The 16,065-nt window shown below is 37.5% G+C and carries 13 protein-coding genes and 1 pseudogene; 7 read left to right on the plus strand and 7 right to left on the minus strand.

The genetic code is table 11. The annotated features are described in order from the left end of the window. The first annotated feature begins 490 nt into the window (after positions 1-490). From EGI31_RS24510 to EGI31_RS24520, 4 genes and pseudogenes are all read left to right on the plus strand, one after another. Positions 491-871: a (deoxy)nucleoside triphosphate pyrophosphohydrolase gene (locus EGI31_RS24510; protein ID WP_255039839.1), complete on the plus strand. Its 381-nt coding sequence runs from the start codon at positions 491-493 to the stop codon at positions 869-871. Positions 872-873: 2 nt separating this feature from the next. Then, positions 874-4,014, plus strand: coding sequence for a DUF3427 domain-containing protein (locus tag EGI31_RS24515; protein ID WP_255039840.1), 3,141 nt, complete (start codon positions 874-876; stop codon positions 4,012-4,014). A 217-nt stretch (positions 4,015-4,231) separates the two neighbouring features. Beyond that, a pseudogene (locus tag EGI31_RS25520) lies at positions 4,232-4,600 on the plus strand (DUF1016 N-terminal domain-containing protein). 265 nt (positions 4,601-4,865) lie between these two features. Then, positions 4,866-5,684, plus strand: coding sequence for a mechanosensitive ion channel family protein (locus EGI31_RS24520; protein WP_255039842.1), 819 nt, complete (start codon positions 4,866-4,868; stop codon positions 5,682-5,684). 18 nt (positions 5,685-5,702) lie between these two features. On the opposite strand, the gene madM is transcribed toward EGI31_RS24520, so the two are convergent. The 3 genes from madM to EGI31_RS24535 are packed head-to-tail and all read right to left on the minus strand — an operon-like array spanning position 5,703 to position 8,317. Continuing rightward, positions 5,703-6,461 (minus strand): malonate transporter subunit MadM, encoded by a 759-nt coding sequence (gene madM, locus EGI31_RS24525; RefSeq protein WP_255039843.1) that lies wholly within the window; start codon positions 6,459-6,461, stop codon positions 5,703-5,705. A gap of 3 nt (positions 6,462-6,464) precedes the next feature. Further along, the gene (madL, locus tag EGI31_RS24530) at positions 6,465-6,821 is read right to left on the minus strand and encodes a malonate transporter subunit MadL (protein ID WP_255039844.1); all 357 of its coding nucleotides are present in this window, start codon (positions 6,819-6,821) and stop codon (positions 6,465-6,467) included. Positions 6,822-6,823: 2 nt separating this feature from the next. Next, a complete protein-coding gene (locus tag EGI31_RS24535; RefSeq protein ID WP_255039845.1) occupies positions 6,824-8,317 on the minus strand; it encodes an acyl-CoA synthetase in 1,494 nt (497 codons plus the stop codon). Between the two features lie 439 nt (positions 8,318-8,756). Between EGI31_RS24535 and EGI31_RS24540 the strand changes: the two genes are divergently transcribed. Next, entirely contained in the window at positions 8,757-9,140 is a 384-nt protein-coding gene (locus EGI31_RS24540) for a T9SS type A sorting domain-containing protein (RefSeq protein WP_255039846.1), read from the plus strand. 134 nt (positions 9,141-9,274) lie between these two features. After that, positions 9,275-10,591, plus strand: a complete 1,317-nt coding sequence (ffh, locus tag EGI31_RS24545) for a signal recognition particle protein (protein WP_255039847.1) — start codon at positions 9,275-9,277, stop codon at positions 10,589-10,591. A gap of 115 nt (positions 10,592-10,706) precedes the next feature. On the opposite strand, the gene EGI31_RS24550 is transcribed toward ffh, so the two are convergent. From EGI31_RS24550 to EGI31_RS24560, 3 genes are all read right to left on the minus strand, one after another. Continuing rightward, the gene (locus EGI31_RS24550; protein ID WP_255039848.1) at positions 10,707-11,609 is read right to left on the minus strand and encodes a YjiK family protein; all 903 of its coding nucleotides are present in this window, start codon (positions 11,607-11,609) and stop codon (positions 10,707-10,709) included. A gap of 62 nt (positions 11,610-11,671) precedes the next feature. After that, complete coding sequence (gene hemH / locus EGI31_RS24555) at positions 11,672-12,706, minus strand: ferrochelatase (protein ID WP_255039849.1); 1,035 nt, start codon at positions 12,704-12,706, stop codon at positions 11,672-11,674. Beyond that, positions 12,703-13,434 carry a hypothetical protein gene (locus EGI31_RS24560; protein WP_255039851.1) on the minus strand — a complete coding sequence of 244 codons (732 nt, stop codon included), beginning with the start codon at positions 13,432-13,434 and terminating at the stop codon, positions 12,703-12,705. The genes hemH and EGI31_RS24560 overlap by 4 nt, the downstream gene beginning before the upstream one ends. A gap of 133 nt (positions 13,435-13,567) precedes the next feature. On the opposite strand from EGI31_RS24560, the gene EGI31_RS24565 reads away from it, so the two are divergent. Continuing rightward, complete coding sequence (locus tag EGI31_RS24565; protein WP_255039853.1) at positions 13,568-13,723, plus strand: hypothetical protein; 156 nt, start codon at positions 13,568-13,570, stop codon at positions 13,721-13,723. Between the two features lie 56 nt (positions 13,724-13,779). On the opposite strand, the gene EGI31_RS24570 is transcribed toward EGI31_RS24565, so the two are convergent. Then, positions 13,780-15,672, minus strand: coding sequence for an amidophosphoribosyltransferase (locus EGI31_RS24570; protein WP_255039855.1), 1,893 nt, complete (start codon positions 15,670-15,672; stop codon positions 13,780-13,782). Positions 15,673-16,065 lie beyond the last annotated feature (393 nt).

A 16,065-nucleotide genomic window follows, 5' to 3' on the forward strand; every position in this document is an offset into this window, starting at 1 on the left:
TGCGTCAGGCGTGCCGGGCAGAGCTACGCTCGCAATCTTCGCACTCCCGTGCTTGTTTGTTCTCCTACTCCTCGCGGCTTCGCCAGCTGTGGGGTATCCGCTACTATCCCTGCTGCGGGGATTGGTGGGTGAAGAAATATTCTGCTAAAATTTGTAGAAAAACAAGGCCCAGATAATACCAGAACGCATTGTTACTTATCGGATGTTGATAAAATCATTTTTTTAAAATAAATTTACTAAAAACAGTGTTGGAACAAATAGGAGTAATTTACTATAGATTTGCATGTTTTAGTATAGAATTACTAAAAATCCGAAATGGCCAAAAGTTCATTTACCTTTTTAATCAACAAGGTAAATACTTTTACATTTTCAATAGTTTCAAAGGCCTTTATTTATATTTACACCGAGGCATTTCTACTTGTATTTATATTACTGAAGACGAATCAATATTTGATTTAGAAATAGAATTATTATTATCAAAAATTTATCCATGATAACTGTTGTTTGTGCCATAATAATTATTGAAAATAAGATTTTAGTTGCACAAAGAAGCCCGAATATGTCTTTGCCATTAAAATGGGAGTTTCCTGGCGGAAAACTAGAACAAAACGAAGATGAGATTTCTTGTATTAAGAGAGAAATTAAAGAAGAATTAAATATTGAGATTATAATATTAAAAAGACTAATACCTGTAACTCATAAATATCCAAATTTCGAAATAAATTTAATTCCATACGTTGCACATTATCAATGTGGAGAATTAAAATTAAATGAACATATTGACTATAAACTAATTAAGATAAATGAATTAAAATCGCTTGATTGGGCAGAAGCTGACATTCCAATTTTAAAACAAATAACACACATATAATTATGCTAGAAGGTATATATGAAGAGCTGGTTACAAAACTTGTTAATCACAAAATTAATGAACTCGATAAAACCAGTTTTCAAATAAAGAAAACAGAAATTGATAAAGCCGAAGCTGCACAATTACTTTCATCTCATATTGGCAAAACTATAAAATATGCTTTAACTCTTATAAAAGGTGACGATGTTGTCGATACTCAAATAGATATTGCAAATAAAATAATTCGTTTTCTGAAAGATGAGTTTAAAAAAGAAGACTTTGAGGACGATTTAATCGAAACAAAGGGAAAAATATTAAAAGCTGTTTTTTCTAAAATTGATTCTCATTTTACAGATTTAGATTTACACCTTAAAGAAATAACACCCTATACTCGGTTAATTCACAGTGAACTTTTTACCGGAGGAAATTGCTCGACATCACTTGAAAGTGAATTACGAAAAGAAATATTATCTTCCAATAAAATAGATTTACTTGTTTCATTCATAAAATGGCAAGGAATAAGGATTTTGGAAAAAGAACTTGTTGAGTTTACTAAAAGAGGCGGAAAGTTAAGGGTTATAACAACAACCTATGTTGGTGCTACAGATTCTAAAGCCATAGAGTTTTTATCTTCACTTGAAAATACCGAAATTAAAATATCCTACAATACTGGAAATGAAAGATTACATGCCAAGGCTTATTTGTTTATAAGAAACTCTGGATTTCACACTGGCTATATTGGTTCTTCAAACTTTTCTCGTTCAGCTTTAACTGATGGCCTAGAATGGAATTTAAAGATAACTACAAATGAAGTAGGTCACATAATTGATAAGTTCAGAAAAACATTTGAATCATATTGGCAAAATTCTGAATTTGAAACTTTTGACAAAAATATTCATGTTGAAAAACTTAAATCAGCACTAAAACAAGGAAAGTTTTCTAAAGAATATACAAATTCTGCGGCTTATTTTGATTTAAAACCTTTCCCCTATCAAAATGAAATTTTGGAAAAACTTGATGTTGAAAGAACAATTCATAATAGATATAAAAACTTAATTGTTGCAGCTACGGGGACAGGAAAAACGGTAATTTCAGCATTTGATTACAAAAACTTCAAGTTAAAGAATAAATCTTCAAAATTACTTTTCGTTGCCCATCGAAAAGAAATTCTTCAACAAGCAATGGCAACATTTCAAGGGGTTTTGAAAGACAATAATTTTGGTCAGCTTTGGGTAGATGGAATTGAGCCGACTAGCAATGAATTTGTTTTTGCATCTGTTCAAACTTTAAATAATCGGTTAAAAAACTTAAATGTTAAGCCAGATTATTACGATTACATAATTATTGATGAGGTTCATCATATTGCTGCAAATACTTATCGACCAATAATTAATTATTTTCTGCCAAAAATACTTTTAGGATTAACTGCAACTCCCGAAAGAATGGATAACGAAGATATTTTAGAGGATTTCTGCCATAAAATTGCTGCCGAAATTAGATTACCAGAGGCATTGAACAAAAAATTGCTTTCTCCATTTCAATATTTCGGAATAACAGATAGTGTAGATTTAACTAATGTAAAATGGGAAAGGGGAAAATATTCGGTAAGTGAGTTAAACAATATTTATACGAAGAATAATATTAGAATTAATCAAATAATAAATAGTTTAGATAAATATACTTTAGACTTAAATGATTTAAGAGCAATTGGGTTTTGTGTTTCTGTAGAACATGCCATATTTATGGCTGAAAAATTTAATCTAGCTGGACTAAAGTCAAGATATTTAACAAGTATAAATAGCAATGAGAGAGATAGTATTCGAGACGATTTTAAAAATAAAAACTTCAATTATCTGTTTGTAGTTGATATTTTTAATGAAGGAGTAGATATTCCCGAAATTGATACTGTATTATTTTTAAGGCCAACAGAAAGTTTAACAGTTTTTCTTCAACAACTAGGTCGAGGATTAAGATTAGCCGAAGGTAAAGATTGTTTAACAGTACTTGATTTTGTGGGAAATTCAAGGCCTGAATATGATTTTGAAAGCAAGTTCAGAGCCTTAATTGGGAAAACTAAAACCTCTGTTCAGAAAGAGCTAGAAGATGGTTTCCCTCATCTCCCTTTGGGTTGTTCAATTGTACTTGAGAAAAAAGCAAAAGAAACCATATTAGACAATATCAAAAGAGCCACAACACTCAATATTAATCAATTAATTACTAAAATCAGAAACTATAAACATCAAACAACGCTTCCATTTTCATTAAAAAACTTTATTGAATTTAATAATATCCCTATTGAGATAATTTATAAAAAGGATAATTGGTCACGATTGTGTCAAAAAGCTGGAATTATTGAGGATTTTAATCCAAAAAATGAAAAAGAAATTTCTTCAGCAATCTCTAACAAATGGATTTCTGTAAAGTCACTAAGTTACTTTAATTTCATTTTAGAACTCGCTAAATTTGATTTCAACTTAAAAAATAGAGATTTTTCAGATGCTGAAAAAATAATGCTTTTAATGTTACACTACGATGTTTGGCAAAAACAAGGAGGTTTCAATTCTCTGGAAGATAGCATTCAAGAAATTGGAAAGAATAAAGTTTTAATAAAAGAAATTGTTGAATTTTTGGAAATTCAAATTGATAAAATTGACTTTATTGAGTCTGAAATAAGATTGCCTTTTGTTCAACCATTAAAACTTCATTCTAGATATACCAGAGATCAAATATTAGTGGCTTTTGGATTAAGTACATTTGAAAAAAAGTCTTCAAACAGAGAAGGATGTGCGGAAAATAAAGCCTTAAATACAGAAGTGTTATTTATAGACCTAATAAAATCGGAAGAAGACTTTTCTCCAACAACAATGTACGATGATTATGCAATTAGCGAAACATTATTTCATTGGCAGAGTCAAAATGCTTCTAAGCCAGAAATCGGTAGAGGTTTATCATATATTACTCAAAAAGAGACAAATAAAAAGATATTATTATTTGTTAGAGAAAAAGCAAAAGATGAATTTGGAAATACAATGGGATATGTATTTATAGGTGAAGGAAACTTAAAAGAATATGAAGGCTCGAAACCAATGAGTATTAAATGGGAATTAAATGAACCGATTCCAAACTATCTATGGAAAGATTCAGCAAAGTTATCAGTTGGATAATGTTTCTGTTTTTTTAAGTGCTAAACCAATAAATTGCATCAAATTTCAAGTGCAAACATGCCAAACCTAGAAAAATATCTACAGACCAGCATTGAAAAAATTTGCGGAATGTTTAAGTATAGCTTTGGGAATGATTTTACTAGATACACCGAAGCATAATTTTATATTTTAGTATGAAACCAACCATAAATACCGCTTTTATAATCAAATTATAGATTTGCTGCAAGCCGCACGAAACAATGCGGTGCGTGCTGTTAATCAAACAATGGTCTTGACTTATTTTAAAATTGGGGAAAGTATTGTAGAAGAAGAACAAAATGGCTAAGACGGAGCAGAATATGGAAAGAGTCTGTTACATGGTTTATCGAATGCCTTGACAAAAGAATTTGGCAAAGGCTTCTCTGTTACCAATATCCAGCAGATGAGAAACTTTTACTTGGTTTATGAAAACAACAGACACTGTCTGTTAAATCTGAAAAAGAGCAGACAGCGTCTGTTATATTCAATCTATTTGGTCGCATTACTTGATACTAATACTCCTCGTAAAAAACAATTACAACAATTCATTGAAAACAAAGAGAATTAGAGTTTTGTGTGTTAAACAAACTACTTAATAATCTAAAAAGGCTATATTGATAGTAAATCCAGTGTGTACAAAATTTGCACATACTGATAAAGATGCAAAAAATAAACTTTTTCAAAAATCCAGTAGACAACAATTTGTTTCAAAGAAAAAGATCAAATTTTTCATTCATACGAAAACAGTACAACTCAAACCTGAAAATTTCAATCGGTTACAACCCGTAACCACCCAAAAAACCAATAAATTGCGTCAAATTTCAAGTGCAAAAATGCCAAACCTAGAAAAATATCTACAGACCATTATTGATAACGTAATAGCCTACGCACCGAAATTGGTGGGGGCCATTGCCGTTTTGATTATTGGATTTTGGGGAGCCAACAAGCTCGAGAAAGTGGTGATAGAACGCCTCAAACGCTCCAATTTCTCTCCCGAAATTACTTCTTTTTTAGGCTCAATGTTTGGCATTGCTCTCAAGATAGCTGTGCTTTTGATGGCTGCGGGTATTGCGGGTTTTGATACTTCGGCTTTGGTGGGTATGTTGGCTGCCGCCGGTTTTGCGGTAGGTTTGGCCCTTCAAGGTGGCTTAGGCAACTTCGCCTCGGGTATTTTGATCCTCATCTTTAAACCCTACAAAGTTGGGGACTGGATCGATATCAACGGTAAGTTTGGCAAAGTGGAGGAAATTCAGATATTCAATACGCTTTTGATTTCGCCCGGCGTTAAGACCCTCATTATTCCCAATGGCCAAGTGACTTCCAATGTCGTCACCAATTATTCTAAAAAGGGACATATTCGTTTGGACATTTTGGTGCATATACCCTACGAGGAGAGTTTTCCGAGGGCAAAAACCATCATTGAAGACATTTTAAAGCAAATGCCTAACGTTCTGAAACAACCCGAGCCACAGATAGGAATTGAGAGTTTTGATAATTTTTCGGTGCAAATCAGCATAAAACCCTACGTTCATCCCGACCTCTACTGGGATGTCACCTACGAAATCAGGGCCAATGTAAAGGCAGCCTTCAGCCAAAACAACATCCAAGTCATGTACCCTGACAGTGTAAAACTGGGTAAAATTGGAGACTAATTGGTGAATTTTGTTGGCTTAGAGAATCCAACCCAACACCAAATAAAACAAAGAAGGACAAAGCAAACAGCCCAATCCTGTATAAAAGGTAGCTGTAACTGCTCCGTAAGGCACCAAGGCTGGGTCTGTAGCCGCCAATCCAGCCGAAACGCCAGAGTTGGTACCCATCAATCCGCCAAAAGCCATGGCTGCTGCAGGATTATTTAAGCCCACTCTTTTGGCCAAAAGTGGTGTAAGAATAGTGACTAAAATGGCCTTTAAAACGCCGATGGCAATACTCAAGGCGATGACGTCGGAGCTGGCACCCAAGGCCGCACCAGTAACGGGCCCAACAATATAGGTGCAAGAGCCCGCCCCAACCGTGCACAGGCTTGCGGCATCCCGAATGCCCCAAATGTAGGCCAAAGCTACTCCAAAAACAAAGAAAAAAACTATCCCAAAAAGCAAAGAAACCAAACCCAGCCATCCGGCTTTTTTCATGGTGAGGTAGCTGGCACCCATGGCAGTGGCCACGATGGTAAAATCTCTGAACATAGAACCCCCAAAAGTGCCTACGCCTTTCAGATAGGGTAAATCAGAAAGTCCTTTTTCGGCATTGGTAATGATTCCTCCAAAATACGCCAAAATCAAGCCCGCCAATATGGCTATGGCCGAACCGGGCAAATAGCCTTTGAGGACTTTCTTGGAGAATATTTCAGAAAGAAAAGCAAGGACACCAATGACCAAAAATCCTACTATGAGGCCGTTTTTATCAATAAAATTTTCAAAAATCTCCATGAATTATTTTTGGCTAAGTTTGATTAAATAAGGCAATGTAAAAAAAGCAGCTACTACAGGTACCACGCCTACCAAAACAGCCAAAAAACCACTCGAAACAGCCACTTTTACGTTTTGAGAAGCACTCATAGCGATGATGACTGGGATGTACATTTTGTTCCAAAAGTCTACGCCTTTTTCAAATTCACCATCCAGCCAACCTTTTTTTTGTAACCATTCTTTGCAAAGCAGCAGTATAATCATCGCAAAACCCACTCCCCCGACGTTGGCTTTTACACCTAAAAATTCGCCGAGATATTCGCCACAAAGCTGACCCGTGAGGTAAGAAAAGGCCAGAATGGCCACTCCGTAAATAATCATTTTCAAATATTTTTAAAGAGTTCTTTTACATCATTTTTGGTTACTTTACCCATGGCATTACGAGGCAACTCCTCCACTATGAGATATTTACGGGGAGTTTTGTATGCGGGGATCATGCCACGCATCCACTCGTTGAGTTGCTTCAAATCTAAAGCTTTATTCCGAACCACAATGCTGGCCACCACCAATTCGCCCCATTCATCGTCAGGAATACCCACCACGGCACAGTCGTTCAGCTGTGGATGTTTTCGCAAAACTTCCTCTATCTCTAAGGCAGATATTTTATACCCACCCGACTTAATAATATCAACAGAATCACGACCCAAAATACGATAATAGCCGTTTTCTACTACCGCCACGTCACCAGTTTTAAACCAACCGTCTTCGGTAAATGCCTTTTCAGTAGCTTCGGCTTTACCCCAATATTCTTTAAAAACATTGGCTCCTTTTATTTGTATTTCACCCGGAACCTCCTCTTTTTCAATCACTCCGTATTCGTCAATCAGTCTCACAGACACACCCGGAAGAGGCTTGCCGATATAGCCAGCTTTTCGCTCGCCCTCATAAGGATTGCTGATACCCATGCCGATTTCGGTCATTCCGTAGCGTTCCAACAAAGTATGACCCGATATTTCCTGCCATTTTTCCATCACAGACACCGGTAAAGCTGCCGAACCCGACACCATCAACCTGAATTTCTGAAGATTTTCGGTGATTTCGGCTTTTTCGGTATCTGGCAAATTATCCCAATAAGTAATGAGTTTAAAATAGATGGTCGGCACCGCCATAAAGACATTGATCTTGCCGAAAGCAAAAGCCCCAAAGACTTTTTCAGGACTGAAACCCTCTAAAAACTCCACTGTAGCACCGGCCCACAAGGCACAAGAAATGACATTGATAATGCCATGCACATGGTGCAGCGGCAACACGCAGACGGTATGGTCGGCAGAAGTCCAGTGCCAAGCCTTCACCAAAGTACTTATTTGAGCCTCCAGATTGGCATGGCTTGTCACTACGCCCTTCGGTAGACTGGTGGTACCACTGGTGTAAAGTATCATCGCATTTCTGTCGGTGGAAATTTCTGGCAAATTGAATTCAGATAATTCGTTCGCAGAAAAATCAGCAATCGTATAGAACTTAAAAGTATTGGCATGTACCAGTGGTATCAAAATATCCACATATTCAGGCCCTGCAATGACTATTTCGGCACCTGTATCTTCTATGACGTATTTCAAGGAAGGCAAAGGATAGGTGATACACAGTGGCACGGCCACACCACCCGCTCGCCAAATACCCCACTGAAAAGCCACATAATCAAAACCCGGCGACACCATGAAAGCCACCCGTTTTTGCTGTAGGTCTGCTTCACCATTGAGGAGTTTGGAGGCTATTTGGGCTGATTTTGAATGTAAGTCAGCATACCTAAATGCCACACCTTTATCTAAAATCGCACACTTATCTACAAAATTTTCAGAATTTAAAATTAATTGAAGCATTCCCAAAAGTTAAATTTCATTTTACAAAAATGATTCTTACAATAAAATCAAGCTAAAATACAAATGTAGTTTCAGAAAAATCCTTTAGAAAATATTTACCAAAAAATGATTTATCATTATTCAAATAAATAATTTACGATTGTCCCTTCCATATCCTATCTTTTTCTAAAAATCCTCCAAAGGGCTAAATTATGCCTATATTAAAAAGCATTGTAACATTCTACCCAATGCTTGTACTTTTCATATATGTATGGTATTATTCCAATATTATCATGGCATCCTGTGAAGAACTTTACAATTCGGCCTTTTAGGTAATTGACACGTATTCAATTTGTTCTGTACATTTGCAACATCAAAGGTTTTCTAGAACGGTAGATTTATTCAAGTACAAAAACAAGATTTAAATTTTTATCAAATTAGAAAACAAAAAAAGAAAATTATGAAAAAGCTTATTTTATCAGTAGCAGTTTTGATGGGAGTATCAGCTGCTAACAACACTTTCGCCAACGACAATTTCAACGGAATCAAAATCGTTGAGATCAACGCTGAAGCTACTGAGCTTCAAGTAAAGGCTTTCAAAGGCCTTAAGTTCCAATTGACCTTAGACAATCTCGATAAAAAAACATATATAGCTATCAAAGATGCAAACGGAAATGTATTCCACAGTGAATATGTTTCGAAAACCGAAACTTTCAGCAAGCTTTACGATTTGTCTGCATTGGTAGATGGCGAGTATTTCTTTGAGGTTGTTACCGGAAAAGAAAAATTAGTGAAAAACTTCCAGATAGCTACAAACGTAACAAGAACTGCTACTGCTCAGTAATAGTTTAGCGTTGTAGCCGAATCTAAAAAACCTTTGAAGAAAAACCCAAGTTATCATAGCTTGGGTTTTTTATTTATTTAAAATTCTGAGCATTTTTTTCTTAAATTTGTACCTCAATTTCTAAATAAACAGGTATGTTTCAGAATCTTCAGGATAAACTCAACGGTGCATTTAAGACCCTCAAAGGCAAAGGACGAATCACTGATGTAAATATAGCCAGTACAGTAAAGGAAATACGTCGTGCTCTGATGGACGCCGATGTTAACTATAAAGTAGCCAAAGACGTAACCGATAGAGTAAAACAAGAGGCTCTCGACCGAAAAGTAATGATAGCGGTTGAGCCAGGTCAGCTTTTTGTGAAGATCGTGCAGGAACAGTTGCAAGACCTCATGGGTGGCATGGCCCAAACAGTAAACCTCAAAGGTTCCCCAGCCGTGGTTTTGATTGCTGGTCTTCAAGGTTCGGGTAAAACCACTTTTTCAGGAAAATTTGCAGCTTATCTTAAAAAACAAGGTAAACAAGTGATGTTGGTGGCTTGTGACGTGTACCGTCCTGCGGCAATCACGCAATTGCAAGTTCTAGGTGAACAAATTGGCGTAGAAGTCTATGCAGAACCAGATAACAAAGATGCCGTTTCTATAGCCAAAAATGCAGTAGCAGCGGCTAAAGTTAAAGGAAAAAGCATTGTAATAGTCGATACCGCCGGTCGTTTGGCCGTTGACGAGGTCATGATGACCGAGGTTGAAAACATCAAAAAGACAATTTCGCCTTCTGAAATATTGTTCGTGGTAGACTCCATGACAGGTCAGGATGCCGTAAATACAGCAAAGACTTTCAACGAGCGTCTCGATTTTGATGGCGTAGTACTCACCAAATTAGACGGTGACTCACGTGGTGGTGCGGCCCTTTCTATACGTACGGTGGTTGAGAAGCCTATCAAGTTTATGAGTACGGGAGAGAAAATGGAAGACCTTGACATTTTCCACCCCGATCGTATGGCCAGCAGAATCCTAGGCATGGGTGACGTGATATCGTTGGTAGAAAGAGCCCAGCAGGCTTTTGACGAAGACGAAGCTAAAAAGATGAACAAGAAGATGCGTGAGAACAGTTTTGATCTCAACGACTTTCTTTCTCAGCTGGAGCAAATCAAGAAAATGGGTAATATCAAAGACGTGATGGGCATGATACCTGGTATGGGTTCAGCTGTTAAAGACTTGGATATCAGTAATGATTCGTTTAAACCTATAGAGTCTATCATAAAAAGTATGACTCCAAAAGAGCGTGAAATGCCTGATCTCATAGACGGAAGTCGCAGAAAGCGTATTGCTGGCGGAGCTGGTAGAACAATTCAAGAAGTAAATAACCTCTTGAAGCAATTTGACCAAATGAAAAAAATGATGAAGAAATTCAACAAAATGAGCCCAAGCGGCAAATCAAGGATGTTTGGTTGATATTTTTGTAATTCGATATTTCCCGTCACAAGAAAATTAATGTCCCCCCCTCTCCTGTGGAGAGGAACGGGGTGAGGTAAAAAGCCGTTTAGAGAAACCTCCAAACGGCTTTTTTTTATTTCTTAGTGTAATAATATAATTTGGGAGCAGTGGGTTGTCCACCTCGCTCGCTTATCGTATAATAGCCTTTGGCTTGGTAGTCCCAACAGATAGATTCTCCTTGGTTTTCTTGTATATAAGGTGCTCCGACATCTCTTGTTCGCGATAGTGCCTGAAAGACGGTCTCGTTCGTCTTGCGTTTCCAGTAAAATACCGCAATGTAGGTCTTAAGCAAAATCTCATTCCCGTCTGCCGAAATATCTCCACCTACAATTCCCCAATACGGTATGGTTCCTAAATACTCTGCTTCAAAAGGTTGGTTGACTGGTTGAGGGTATTTAAGTCTAAAAACCTTAACATTAAATTGGTCCTTCGTAATCACGTACAAGTCTTTGGTCTTTGCGTCCAAAAGTAGCGTTTCAGAGTTGTTTGACTCGTAGTTTGGATAAAAAAACTGAATAGCATCTACTTTTTCTACAAAACTCACGCTCGAATTTGGCTCTTCAAATCTATAAATGGTATATTGCTTGTGCACGTTTCCGTTATCTCCAATATCTGCTGCATAAATGTAGCTTTTACCTGTTTCAGGTCCATCTCCTGTGGCTAAATCCTCCCAGTCGCGATTCTGGGCATTGATATTTACAAATTTCTGATAAGAACCGTCTTTAGAAAAAACATGGTATCCTGCAGCCGCCTCACTGTCGTCGACTATAAATAGACTTCCAAAATACAATCTCGAAGGAGCTATGCCAGAGGCTTCGTTGGTTTTATCTATCGGTGTGTCAAAAATCTGCGGAGTAGTATTAAAAGCCGTGGTAGAGTCTTTAGGGGTGGGCTTAGGATCATCACCACCGCTACCGAACAAAAAGCACGAATTTAAACCAACACTTATAAATACAAACCCGAGTAATCTCTTCAAAACTTAAATTTCTTTATTTTGGAAACGCAAAAAAGATACCTTTCAATAAACTTTGGGTAAATTTATTTTTGGTGGCTGTTTTCCAAAACCAATTCTTCGAGCAAATTAACCCAGTTTTCGGAGTCATTAAGACTTTCTACCAAATCCCATTTTTCGCCACCATACTCTTCAAAAAGTTCTTTATATTCATCACCCACCTCAATAGTAGTCTCTAAACAATCAGACACAAAAGCCGGTGAAAAGGCCAAGACACTTTTGATACCTTTTTTGCCAAATTCTTTTATGACATCATCACTGTAGGGCTTTATCCAAGGAGTTTTGCCGAGTCTCGACTGAAAACTGGTAGTATAAGTTCCCTCTTTCAAACCTAACTCTTTTACCAAAAGTCGGGTGGTTTCAAAACACTGAGCACGGTAACAATGCTGGTTTTTCTCGGTGATGTTGTCACAACAAGTACCAAACTTACAAACATTATGACAGTCGCCCTTGGTTATTTGTCGCTCTGGTATGCCATGATATGAAAACAGAAAATGCTCATAATCAAAATTTTCCATATGTTTGCGGGCATTTGCCGCAAAACCAGCTATAAACTTTGGATAATCGTAAAAATTATTGACGATTTTTATTTCAGGTATCACCAACCATTTCGATACGATTTCCATCACTTTCTGATACACCGAACCCGTAGAAGCGGAAGCATAGTGCGGAAACAAAGGAATGACTATCAAGTCCTTAATACCTGAGGTTTGAAACTCATCTAACTTAGACTGAATAGATGGATTCTGATATCTCATGGCCAACTTTACAATGTATTGGTCGCCCAGTTTTGTTTGTAAATCACGCTCGTTGGCTAGACCATAAATTTTAAGAGGAGACCCATTTTCAGTCCACAATTCTCTATACACTTTAGCCGATTTTGGTGACCTAAACGGAGCTATAATGGCATTCACCAACAACCACCGAGGTACTGCAGGTATGTCCAACACTCTTTCGTCCCACAAAAACTCTCTTAAATATTTCCGAACATCTGGCACACTAGGTGAATCAGGCGTGCCTAAATTTACCAACAATACGCCTGTCTTTAACTCTTTACTCACTTTATTAATTCTGGTTTTTTAAAATCTGTAAAAACACTCTCATCAAGTTTCTGATAAACCGCAATGTCTGTCAGCTTTCTCTCACCCCTATCTCCCGAAAGTAATATTTTACCATACATTTTATAGTCTTTCCAGGGCATGGTAAATCTCGGTTTTTCGTCGGCGAAATTAGAAAAATGGCTCCATTGTGTTATCAAGTGCGATTTCTTGTCGAAATAAATCCAATACTTGTTATTTGGAGTTACGCCAACTTCTTTGAAAGTCATTTCTAAATACTCGGCTTCATTGCCATCAGCTGTTTTGGAGTCGCCCATGTATTTGAGGCTTACACCAGGGTCTCCAAGTTTCCAAGGCATCACCAACCAATACGAATGGTTTATCCAAATTCTCTTGGCTTCCTCCAAAAATTTATTTAAGCTGTCAGGATGTGTTTGTTCCACACCTTTTTTGAGAATCTTGCCCGTTTTATCGTTGATGTTGAGGATATATACGGAGTTTTCTTTCAAAAAGTCTATTCTTACTCGGCTCTTGTGCTTGTCCCAGGTAAGCGATTGATTTCCAAAAAAAGTCCAATGAATGTATCTGGTCTTTTCATAGTTTTTCTGACCACCCATTGCCTCCAATACCTTGGACTTTAGGCTTTCTACATCTTGAGCATAGAGATTGGCAGTATTGGCCAGTAAAAAGATGGCCAAAGAGATTTTTTTAAGAAAACTGAATTTTGTCATATTTTATCTTATTTAGAATGCTTTATTTTATTCTCTCAAAAAATGGTGAAAACCTTATAATAAAAAATAAAAATATACTTTGCGAATTTTCGCTTTCTAACTAATTTTGAACTCAATTTTGAAATCAACAATCATGAACAACATCACCAACGTAATCGAAAATCCTAAAAATCAGTCGTCTTTGGGCATTAAGGACTGCTTGAAATTAATTGGTATCAAAGAACTCACTGCAAATATTTATGCTGTTCCAAGAGCAAAAAAAACCAAAACCGAGCTTTTGCCCAACTGAAAAATATTTTTGGTATCGACTTATAATTGAAAAACCTCCATTGGAGGTTTTTGTTTTTAATAAGCTCTTACCAGTTTGCCTTCCATGAAGTTTATAAACGCCTTGTTTACCACTTTGTTTCCACCAGGTGTCGGGTAATTACCCGTAAAGTACCAGTTACCCAAATGGTTTGGACACGCCTTACTAAGATTTTCCACTGTTTGATAAACAACCGCAACTTCAGCATTGATACCAGCAGGGCTGATTATTTCAGCTATTTTTTTAGAAATATCTTCGTCAGAAAAAGGCTCAAACAACGACTGAACTAAGTTTTCTTTGTGCAATTGCCCGTTTTTCTGAAGTTCCCGACAAGCATTGTAAACCTCTTCTTTTTTATACTCTATTCCACGTTCTTTCAGCAAAGCCAACATGGCTCTAAAAGCCACGAACTCCTTCACTTTAGACATATCTATACCGTAGCAGTCAGGATAACGAATCTGCGGTGCGGATGATACAATGACGATTTTTTTCGGACCAAGTTTATCTAAAAGTTTCAGGATACTTTTTTCCAAAGTAGTTCCTCGTACAATAGAATCGTCTATGATGACCAAAGTATCCACTTTTTTACGAATAACTCCGTGGGTCATTTCATAAACATGCGAAACCATCTCTGAGCGATCGTCGTCGTTGGTGATGAAGGTACGCAGTTTAACGTCTTTAGATACCAATTTTTCAAACCTTGGCTTGAAATTCAAGATTTTATCCAATTCCTCATCGTTGAGTTTACCCGATTTTATCCGCTCTTTACGCCATTCGGCCAGGTGGTCTTCTATACCTTCTACCATGCCATAAAAGGCTGGTTCGGCGGTATTGGGTATGTAAGAAAAGACAGTATTCTCAAGATCGTAGTCGATTTCTTTCAGAATCTGAGGTATTAACAAACGGCCCAAAGTTTTCCTTTCTTGGTAAATATCTGGATCTGAACCTCTTGAAAAATATATCCTCTCAAAACTACAAGATTTTCTTTCGGTTTTTGGCAAAATATTAAACTCGCCAAACTCACCATATTTATCAATTATCAGGGCATTTCCTGGAGAAATTTCTACTATTTGGTCGTATTTGGCACCAAAAGCGGCTTTAATTGCTACTCTTTCAGAGGCCACCACAATCACCTCGTCGTCGTACCAATAATAGGCCGGACGAATACCAGCAGGATCACGCACCACAAACGATGCTCCAAAGCCTGTGATACCTGCCATGGCATATCCACCGTCGAAATCACGACATGAACGATGCAAAACACGCTGCATATCCATGTTGTCTTCAATGATATCGCTGAGGGCAGGATTTTCATATATTCCTTTAAAACGCTCAAAAACTCTTTGATTTTCCTCGTCCAAGAAATGGCCAATTTTCTCCAAAACAGTTATGGTATCACCTTGGTCTTTTGGATGTTGACCTAAGTGAACTAGTTTTCTGAAAAGTTCGTCGGCATTGGTCATGTTAAAATTACCCGCACACACCAAGTTGCGGCTTCGCCAGTTGCTTTGGCGTAGCATGGGGTGGCAGTTTTCTATTTCGTTGCGACCGTGCGTACCGTATCTCAAGTGCCCCAAAAATACTTCTCCCGAAAACGCAATGTTTTTCTGCAGCCAAGCCGCATCTTTCATTTTGTCAGGATTGTTTTTTTGTACTTCGAGATATTTGTCGTTGATTTTTTTGAAAATATCCACTACTGGACGATTTTCAACTGAGCGATAACGGCTGATGTAGCGGCTACCTGGAGGCACTTCTATTTTGACATTGGCCACACCAGCACCGTCTTGTCCACGGTTGGTTTGTTTTTCCATCAAAACATACAGCCTGTTTACTGCATAGAGAGGTGTGCCATATTTCTCGATGTAATATTCGAGAGGTTTTCGGAGCCGAATGAGGGCAATGCCGCATTCGTGTTTGATAGCGTCGCTCATGATATTTGTTGAGGCGTGCAAACCTAAAATTTTGCACAATTTTTTTAGACCACAAAGGTCAAAATATTTACTATCAGGTGCAAGTTAAAACTCAAAATATTTATTGCCCCTTTGCCCCAAGTGGGGAAAACTGAACATCAAAACCAGATGTCCGAATCTTGCAGCCGTGGCTATCGGCTTCAGTGTTTCTAAAATTAGAATAAAATTCGTGCACATCCATGCTACCGAAGGTATCATGTCATCCGTGTACCATTTCAACTTCAAAATATAAATCCGTGCAAATCAGCGTTGCCGCAGGCATCTGCGTCATCCGTGTTCAATTCAACACCAAGAAAAAAAATCCGTGCAAATCAGCGTTGCCGCAGGCATCCGCGTCATCAGCGTGCCATTCAA

This window comes from Lacihabitans soyangensis (assembly GCF_024343775.1).
Lineage (GTDB): Bacteria > Bacteroidota > Bacteroidia > Cytophagales > Spirosomataceae > Leadbetterella > Leadbetterella soyangensis.

Bases quoted from the DNA above. Each gene is read 5' to 3' on its own strand.
- madL (WP_255039844.1), bottom strand. From the start codon at position 6,821: ATGATTATTTACGGAGTGGCCATTCTGGCCTTTTCTTACCTCACGGGT.
- ffh (WP_255039847.1), top strand. From the start codon at position 9,275: ATGTTTCAGAATCTTCAGGATAAACTCAACGGTGCATTTAAGACCCTC.
- EGI31_RS24520 (WP_255039842.1), top strand. From the start codon at position 4,866: ATGCCAAACCTAGAAAAATATCTACAGACCATTATTGATAACGTAATA.
- EGI31_RS24515 (WP_255039840.1), top strand. From the start codon at position 874: ATGCTAGAAGGTATATATGAAGAGCTGGTTACAAAACTTGTTAATCAC.
- EGI31_RS24565 (WP_255039853.1), top strand. From the start codon at position 13,568: ATGAACAACATCACCAACGTAATCGAAAATCCTAAAAATCAGTCGTCT.
- madM (WP_255039843.1), bottom strand. From the start codon at position 6,461: ATGGAGATTTTTGAAAATTTTATTGATAAAAACGGCCTCATAGTAGGA.
- EGI31_RS24510 (WP_255039839.1), top strand. From the start codon at position 491: ATGATAACTGTTGTTTGTGCCATAATAATTATTGAAAATAAGATTTTA.
- EGI31_RS24535 (WP_255039845.1), bottom strand. From the start codon at position 8,317: ATGCTTCAATTAATTTTAAATTCTGAAAATTTTGTAGATAAGTGTGCG.
- EGI31_RS24570 (WP_255039855.1), bottom strand. From the start codon at position 15,672: ATGAGCGACGCTATCAAACACGAATGCGGCATTGCCCTCATTCGGCTC.
- EGI31_RS24560 (WP_255039851.1), bottom strand. From the start codon at position 13,434: ATGACAAAATTCAGTTTTCTTAAAAAAATCTCTTTGGCCATCTTTTTA.
- EGI31_RS24540 (WP_255039846.1), top strand. From the start codon at position 8,757: ATGAAAAAGCTTATTTTATCAGTAGCAGTTTTGATGGGAGTATCAGCT.